We start from the raw sequence: 7,344 nt of genomic DNA, 5'->3' as shown, positions 1-7,344 counted from the left end.
GGTCATCGTCCACGCCCCCACCCGCCCCGAAGCCCTCCGCAAGCTCGCCCGCGCCCTCGACACAGCCCGCATCCACGGCCCCGTAACCAACCGCGATCTCCTCCTCCGCTCCCTCCGCCACCCGGAGTTCGCCGAAGCCCGCATGACCACCGGCTTCTACGACCGCCACCTCGCGGAGTTGACCACTCCGCCCCCAGGCAGCGGCCTCGCCGCCCTCGCGGCAGCGATCGCCGACGCCGCCGCCCGCGAGGGCTACGGAGCCTGGCGCAACGTCCCCTCACAGCCCCAGCTCAAGGTCTACGCAACAAACGGCACCCGCCACGAGATCCGCTACCACCGCACCCGCACCGGCTACGAGCCGGACCCGCACGACTTCCCGGGCATCACCGTCGTTACGGCAACCCCCACCCACGTCACCCTCGAATCCGACGGCGTCCGCCGCACCTACGAGGTCACCGCGTACGCCGACGACGACACCGTCCACGTGAACAACATCGCCCTCCGCCAGGAGCCCCGCTTCCCGGAAGCCGCGTCGCACGCCGCCCCGGGCTCGCTCCTGGCCCCCATGCCCGGCACGGTCATCCGTATCGCCGAAGGGCTCGCGCAGGGCGCGAGCGTCATCCAAGGACAGCCGCTCCTCTGGCTGGAGGCCATGAAGATGGAGCACAAGATCACCGCTCCTGCCTCCGGCACCCTCACCGCGCTCCACGCCGAACCCGGCCGCCAGGTCGAGGTCGGCGCCCTGCTCGCCGTCGTACAGGAGGACACCCCATGAGCAGCCCCACCCTCGAGACCGAAGAGCACCAGGCCCTCCGCGCCGCGGTCTCCGCGCTCGGCAACCGCTACGGCCGCGAGTACTTCGCCAACGTGGTCCGCGAGGGCAAGCACACCGACGAGCTGTGGGCGGAGGCCGGCAAGCTCGGCTATCTCGGGGTCAATCTGCCCGAGGAGTACGGCGGCGGGGGCGGCGGCATCGCCGAGCTGGCGATCGTCCTGGAGGAGCTCGGCGCCGCCGGCAGCCCGCTCCTCATGCTCGTCGTCTCGCCCGCCATCTGCGGCACCGTGATTGCCCGCTTCGGCACCGAGGCGCAGAAGCGGCAGTGGCTCCCGGGCCTGGCCGACGGCACCCTCAAGATGGCCTTCGGCATCACGGAGCCGGACGCCGGCTCCAACTCGCACCGGATCACGACCACCGCGCGCAGGGACGGCGACGACTGGCTGCTCACCGGCCGCAAGGTCTTCATCTCCGGCGTCGACATAGCCGACGCCACCCTCATCGTGGGCCGTACGGAGGACGCGAAGACCGGGAATCTCAAGCCCTGCCTCTTCATCGTCCCCCGCGACACCCCGGGCTTCTCCCGCTCGCAGATCTCGATGGAACTCTTCGCCCCGGAGAAGCAGTTCGAGCTGGTCCTCGACGACGTACGGCTCCCGGCCGACGCCCTCGTCGGCGACGAGGACGCGGGCCTGCTGCAGCTCTTCGCGGGCCTCAACCCCGAGCGCATCATGACCGCCGCCTTCGCCATCGGCATGGGCCGCCACGCGCTCGCCCGCGCCCTCGACTACGCCCGTACCCGCCAGGTCTGGAAAGGCGGCCCGATCGGCGTCCACCAGGCCCTCGCGCACCCGCTCGCGCAGGCGCACATCGAGATCGAGCTGGCCCGCCTGATGACGCAGAAGGCGGCCGCGCTCTACGACATCGGCGACGACACCGGCGCCGGGGAGGCCGCGAACATGGCGAAGTATGCTGCCGCGGAAGCCGCCGTGAAGGCCGTCGACCAGGCGGTCCACACTCTCGGTGGCAACGGCCTGACCACGGAGTACGGCCTCGCCCAGATGATCCAGGCGGCCCGCGTCGCCCGGATTGCGCCGGTCAGCCGGGAGATGATCCTCAACTACGTCTCCCACCAGACCCTGGGCCTGCCCAAGTCGTACTGAGGGGGAGACATGGAACCGCTGGTGCGGAGCAAGACCAAAGAGGGCATCACCACGCTCACCCTCGACTCCCCGCACAATCGCAACGCGCTCTCCGCGCGGCTCCTGCGGGAGCTGCACGAGGCGCTGGCGGCGGCCGAACGCGACGACGCCGTCCGGGCCGTGGTGCTCACCCACACCGGGGAGACCTTCTGCTCGGGCGCGGACCTGTCGGAGGCCGCTTCCGCGGATGCCATCGAGGGGCCGCTGGCCCTGGCCGCGCTGCTGCGCGCGATCGTCGAGCTGCCGAAACCGGTGATCGCGCGGATCAGCGGTCATGCGCGGGCGGGCGGCATCGGCCTCCTCGGCGCCTGCGACATCGTGGTGTCGGGGACGGGCGCGTCCTTCGCCTTCACCGAGGCGCGCCTCGCGCTCGCCCCGGCCGTGATCTCCATCCCGCTGCTGTGCCGCATCGACGCCCGCGCCGCGGCCCGCTATTTCCTCACCGGTGAGCCCTTCGACGGTGCCGAGGCGGCCCGTATCGGCCTGGTCACCATCGCCGCCATGAGCGCGAAAATGGCCCTCGGCCCGATCCTCCAGGGCATCCGCCGCGCCTCCCCGCAGGGCCTGGCGGAGTCGAAGAAGCTGGTGACCGCCGACGTCCGGCGTGCCCTTGACCGTGATACGGACGACCTGGCCGCCCTCTCCGCCCGCCTCTTCGGCTCGGACGAGGCGCGCGAGGGCATGATGGCCTTCCTCGAGAAGCGGGACCCCGCATGGGCACGGTGACCCGCCCCCGCGGCCGCGCCCCCCGCCAGGACCGCAGCCGCGCCACGCGGCAGCGGCTCCTGGAGGCGGCGGTCGACTGCCTTGCCGAGCACGGCTGGAGCGGATCCACCGTGACGGTGGTGGCGGAGCGGGCGGGCGTCTCCCGGGGCGCCACCCAGCACCACTTCCCCACCAGGGAGGACCTCTTCACGGCGGCCGTGGAACACGTGGCGGCGCAGCGCTCGGCGGCGCTCCGCGACCTGCTCGCGGAGAAGGACGGCGCGGACCGCACCGCGGTGGCCCGCGCCCTCGTCGAGCTCTACGCGGGCCCGCTCTTCCGCGCCGCCCTGCAACTCTGGGTGGCCGCCGCGAACGAGGATGGCCTGCGCCCCCGCGTCACCGCCCTGGAGGCCCGCGTCGGCCGCGAGGCCCACCGCATGGCGGTGGAACTCCTCGACGCGGACGAGTCCGTCCCGGGCGTCCGCGAAACGATCCAGGGCTTCCTGGACATGGCCCGCGGCCTGGGCCTGGCGAACGTCCTGACGGACGACAGCGCCCGCCGCGAGCACGTGGCCACGCACTGGGCGGAGCTGCTGGACCGGGCCCTGACGCAGCCCGCCCGTCCGAGCTAGCGCAGCGGCGTCTTGATCGCGTCGTAGCCCTCGATGTCGCGCGGGCTTCGCGTCTTCGGGCCCACATAGCGCGCCGACGGGCGCACCAGCCGGCCGGTCCGCTTCTGCTCCAGTACGTGCGCGCTCCACCCCGCGGTCCGCGCGCAGGTGAACATCGACGTGAACATGTGCGCCGGCACCTCGGCGAAGTCCAGCACGATCGCCGCCCAGAACTCGACGTTCGTCGCCAGCACCCGGTCAGGACGCCGCGCGTGCAGCTCCGCCAGCGCCGCCTTCTCCAGCGCCTCGGCGACCTCGAAGCGCGGCGCGCCGAGCTCCTTCGCCGTGCGCCGCAGCACCCGCGCCCGCGGGTCCTCGGCGCGGTAGACCCGGTGCCCGAAGCCCATCAGCCGCTCGCCCTTGTCGAGGGCCTGCCGGACGTACGCGTCCGCGTCGCCGGTGCGCTCGATCTCCTCGATCATGTGCAGCACGCGCGAGGGCGCGCCGCCGTGCAGCGGCCCGGACATGGCGCCGACGGCACCGGAGAGGGCGGCCGCGACATCCGCGCCGGTCGAGGCGATGACCCGGGCCGTGAAGGTCGAGGCGTTCATCCCGTGCTCGGCAGCCGACGTCCAGTAGGCGTCCACCGCGGCCACATGCTTCGGGTCCGGCTCACCGCGCCAGCGGATCATGAACCGCTCGACGACCGTCTTGGCCTTGTCGATCTCCTTCTGCGGCACCATCGGCAGCCCCTGCCCGCGCGCCGACTGCGCCACGTACGACAGCGCCATCACGGCCGCGCGCGCGAGGTCCTCGCGGGCCCGCGCCTCGTCGACGTCGAGCAGCGGCCGCATGCCCCACACCGGGGCGAGCATCGCCAGCGCGGACTGCACGTCGACGCGGATGTCACCGGAGTGCACGGGGATCGGGAACGGCTCGGCCGGCGGCAGCCCCGGCTTGAAGGCGCCGTCGACGAGGAGCCCCCACACGTTCTCGAACGAGACATGACCGACGAGGTCCTCGATGTCGACGCCGCGGTATCGGAGCGCGCCGCCCTCCTTGTCGGGCTCGGCGATCTCCGTCTCGAACGCGACTACTCCTTCGAGTCCGGGTACGAAGTCGGACATCAGGCGGCTCCCTCGTGATGGTCATCAGCGATGCCGGGGCGGCGATATACGAGTTCCGCGGCTCGTCAGCTCGCGTTCCGTAACGCCGTCACCCCAGGTTTTGAGCATGAGGTGTATGCCCCGCTCGGGGCGGCCTCACCCACCCGCGAGCCCGGCCACGATATCCCGCAAGCGGAGGAGGTCTACAGTGCTCCGCTGCCTGATTCTGTCGGGTCACGCACATGCGAGGCACCGTGACATGGTCCACACTGACCGATCCGCGGCCAGGAGGATTACGTCAGTGGTCCGCTGGGCAAACTGTTCGGGCTTTCGGCGGCTTGGCTGACAAGATGAGTGCGTGCGACACGTTGACTACGACCCCGCCGACATGCGCGCCTCGTATCGCTCCGCCGGTCTGGCGGAGGAGGAGCTGGCGCCCGGCCCGTACGAGCAATTCGACCGCTGGTTCAAGCAGGCCGCGGAGAGCGGGCTCTACGAGCCCAACGCCATGGTGGTCTCGACCGCCGACGCGGACGGGCGGCCCAGTTCGCGGACGGTGCTGCTGAAGCACTATGACGAGCGGGGCTTCGTCTTCTATACGAACTACGGCTCGCGAAAAGGGCGGGAGCTGGCGGCGAATCCGTATATCTCGCTGCTTTTCCCCTGGCATCCGCTGGCCCGGCAGGTCATCGTGCGCGGCACGGCGGAGCGGACCGGGCGGGACGAGACCGCCGCGTACTTCAGGACGCGGCCGCACGGGTCGCAGCTGGGCGCGTGGGCGAGCGACCAGTCGGCGGTGGTCGGCACGCGGGCGGAACTGGACCGGCGGTACGCGGAGTTGACGGCGCGCTATCCGGAGGGGGAGCAGGTGCCGGCGCCACCGGAGTGGGGCGGCTTCCGGGTGATCGCGGAGGCGGTGGAGTTCTGGCAGGGGCGGGAGAACCGGCTGCATGATCGCTTGCGCTATGTCCTCGCCGACGGGGAGTGGGCAGTGGAGCGCCTCTGCCCGTAGCTCTGTAGCTCCGCAGAACGCAGTCGACCCGCGACTCTGGTCCCCAGGAGGGGGCCGGCCGGACGTACCGGCGAGCCGCGGGTCGGGCAACTGCTTGGGATTGGGCCGGCTGGGTGCACCGCTCGCACCCCGGTCCGGCGTTGGCGCTCGAAGCGCAACAGCGGACGACTAGCCCGCAGTCACCTCACGCGTCCGGTAATCAATCATCTGCCGAACCACCTCCCTTCTCGTGTGCCCCACACACTAGGCACGACCGGATCCGCTCTCAACCGAATAAAGAATTGGGCGAAGTGGGTGTGGGCTGCGTCACGTTCGAGGTTGAATGATCGCAGCAGCCACGGGTCCAGCAGGGGGTGCCGGGATGAGTGCTACGCGCGACACGAAGCGGCCGGGGGCGGCCTCGGACGACGCGCCGGTGCCGCCTCCGGGACGCCCTGACCTGCTGGCCGCGCTGCTGGACGGCATGGATGCGGCGCTGTGCGCGTTCGACGCCGAGGGCCGGGTAACGCACTGGAACCGCGAGGCGGAACATCTGCTGGGGTGGACCACCGAGGAGGCCGTGGGCCGCGACGGACTCGCCGGCTGGGCGGTACGGGACGAGGACGCCGAGGAGATCAAGGAACGCCTGCTGTCGGCGATGGGCGCCCCGGGCCGCCAGGTGCATGAATTCGCACTGCTGACGAAGGACGGCCGCCGGGTTCTCGTACGAACGCAGTCGGCGGGAGTGCGGACGGCAGGCGGCGAACCGGCCGGTGTCTATTGCGCCTTCAGCGAGGTGCACGCGCAGATCGACCTGGAGCGCTCGATCGCCCTGAGCGAGGCCCTCTTCGAGGACGCGGCGTGGGGTGTCGTGCTCGTAGACGCCGATCTGCGTCCCGCGGTGGCCAACGGACAGGCGGCAAGGGCGCTGCGCACCGGCCGCTCGGCACTCCTCGGGCGCCCGCTCGGCGAGCTGCTCGAGCAGGGCGTCGAGGAGCTGGAAAGCGCGCTGCAGCATGTGATGGCGCAGGGCGCACCATCGGCCCCTGCCGACGTCTGGGTGGCGGTCCGCGGCGAGGCCGGCGAGCCGGTACGCCGCCGATGCTGGCGCAGCGCCTTCGTGCGGCTGGCTTCGCCGCTGGCGGAGGAGCCGGTGCCGCTGGGAGTCGGCTGGCTCTTCCAGGACATCACGGAGGCCAAACTCGCAGAGCAGGAGGCCTCGGTACTGCGCTTCCGCGACCACCAGCTGCACCGGGCGGGCCGTGCAGCAGCCGAGTGCGAGGAGCCGATGGAGGCGGCGACGGTCTATCTGGACTTCGCACTGGCGGGCTTCGCGGATGACGCCCTGATCGACCTGCAGCACCCGGCTGCGCCGGACCAGGCCGCCGCACAGGTCCAGTTGGTACGGGTCGCGGCGACCCCGGCCGCGGGCCCGGGCCCGTGCCTGCCCACGGGCCCGGGCGGCTTCCCGCTCCGCTACCCGGCCGGCCATCCGGCACTCCAGGCAGTGGAGCGCGGCGGCTCGGTGCGATCGAGCTGCGGCGGCGCGGGCGACGCGGTCGCCTCGGGCTGGGCAGCGGCCCGCAAGTGGCCGGACGGAAGCGTGCACGCCCTCTGCGCTGTGCTGCGCAGCCGTGGGCGGACCTTGGGAGTGGTGACCTTCCTACGCCGCTCATCGCGAAAGGCCTTCACCCGAGCCGACGCGGAGTACGCGGAGGACGTCGCCGTCCGGGTCGCCTCCGCCTTGGACCTTGCGGAGCTGCTGGGCTAGCGCTGGGTTCGCGCCTGCGGCGCGGCATCCTGTGGCTTCGCCACGGAATCCTCAAACGCCGGATGGGCTTATAGGCGGTTGGGCTTATAGCCGTTGGGCTTATAGCGGTTGGGGCTTATAAGGGCAGGGCAACCGCCACCCGGCAGCTCAACCCAGCCCCCGCCCCCCACTCCTCCCGTAGCC

The 7,344-nt window shown here is 71.8% G+C and carries 7 protein-coding genes; 6 read left to right on the top strand and 1 reads right to left on the bottom strand.

Annotation, left to right across the window (positions count from 1 at the left end):
- The 4 genes from G5C51_RS38245 to G5C51_RS38230 form a co-directional block, all read left to right on the top strand.
- Positions 1-775 (top strand): biotin/lipoyl-containing protein (locus G5C51_RS38245; RefSeq protein ID WP_338118463.1); only part of this gene is annotated, 775 nt, incomplete at its 5' end.
- Positions 772-1,938, top strand: a complete 1,167-nt coding sequence (locus tag G5C51_RS38240) for an acyl-CoA dehydrogenase family protein (RefSeq protein ID WP_165244892.1) — start codon at positions 772-774, stop codon at positions 1,936-1,938. The genes G5C51_RS38245 and G5C51_RS38240, both read left to right, overlap by 4 nt.
- 9 nt (positions 1,939-1,947) lie before the next feature.
- Complete coding sequence (locus G5C51_RS38235; RefSeq protein WP_165244890.1) at positions 1,948-2,703, top strand: enoyl-CoA hydratase family protein; 756 nt, start codon at positions 1,948-1,950, stop codon at positions 2,701-2,703.
- Positions 2,691-3,314 carry a TetR/AcrR family transcriptional regulator gene (locus tag G5C51_RS38230; RefSeq protein WP_165244888.1) on the top strand — a complete coding sequence of 208 codons (624 nt, stop codon included), beginning with the start codon at positions 2,691-2,693 and terminating at the stop codon, positions 3,312-3,314. Before G5C51_RS38235 ends, G5C51_RS38230 begins: the two co-directional genes overlap by 13 nt.
- On the opposite strand, the gene G5C51_RS38225 is transcribed toward G5C51_RS38230, so the two are convergent.
- Positions 3,311-4,420, bottom strand: a complete 1,110-nt coding sequence (locus tag G5C51_RS38225) for a citrate synthase 2 (protein WP_165244886.1) — start codon at positions 4,418-4,420, stop codon at positions 3,311-3,313. The two genes, G5C51_RS38230 and G5C51_RS38225, sit on opposite strands and share 4 nt — an antisense overlap.
- A 367-nt stretch (positions 4,421-4,787) precedes the next feature.
- Here G5C51_RS38225 and pdxH point away from each other — a divergent pair, with 367 nt between their 5' ends.
- Both pdxH and G5C51_RS38215 read left to right on the top strand, forming a co-directional pair.
- Positions 4,788-5,411 (top strand): pyridoxamine 5'-phosphate oxidase, encoded by a 624-nt coding sequence (pdxH, locus tag G5C51_RS38220; RefSeq protein WP_165244894.1) that lies wholly within the window; start codon positions 4,788-4,790, stop codon positions 5,409-5,411.
- Positions 5,412-5,772: 361 nt separating this feature from the next.
- Entirely contained in the window at positions 5,773-7,161 is a 1,389-nt protein-coding gene (locus G5C51_RS38215; protein ID WP_165244884.1) for a PAS domain-containing protein, read from the top strand.
- The last annotated feature ends 183 nt before the right edge of the window (positions 7,162-7,344 follow it).

The organism is Streptomyces coryli, from assembly GCF_011044975.1.
GTDB lineage: Bacteria > Actinomycetota > Actinomycetes > Streptomycetales > Streptomycetaceae > Streptomyces > Streptomyces coryli.
Note: the sequence above shows the minus strand (reverse complement) of the source record. Positions and strands in the feature narration are given on the sequence as shown.

Bases quoted from the DNA above. Each gene is read 5' to 3' on its own strand.
- G5C51_RS38240 (WP_165244892.1), top strand. From the start codon at position 772: ATGAGCAGCCCCACCCTCGAGACCGAAGAGCACCAGGCCCTCCGCGCC.
- G5C51_RS38235 (WP_165244890.1), top strand. From the start codon at position 1,948: ATGGAACCGCTGGTGCGGAGCAAGACCAAAGAGGGCATCACCACGCTC.
- G5C51_RS38230 (WP_165244888.1), top strand. From the start codon at position 2,691: ATGGGCACGGTGACCCGCCCCCGCGGCCGCGCCCCCCGCCAGGACCGC.
- G5C51_RS38225 (WP_165244886.1), bottom strand. From the start codon at position 4,420: ATGTCCGACTTCGTACCCGGACTCGAAGGAGTAGTCGCGTTCGAGACG.
- pdxH (WP_165244894.1), top strand. From the start codon at position 4,788: ATGCGCGCCTCGTATCGCTCCGCCGGTCTGGCGGAGGAGGAGCTGGCG.
- G5C51_RS38215 (WP_165244884.1), top strand. From the start codon at position 5,773: ATGAGTGCTACGCGCGACACGAAGCGGCCGGGGGCGGCCTCGGACGAC.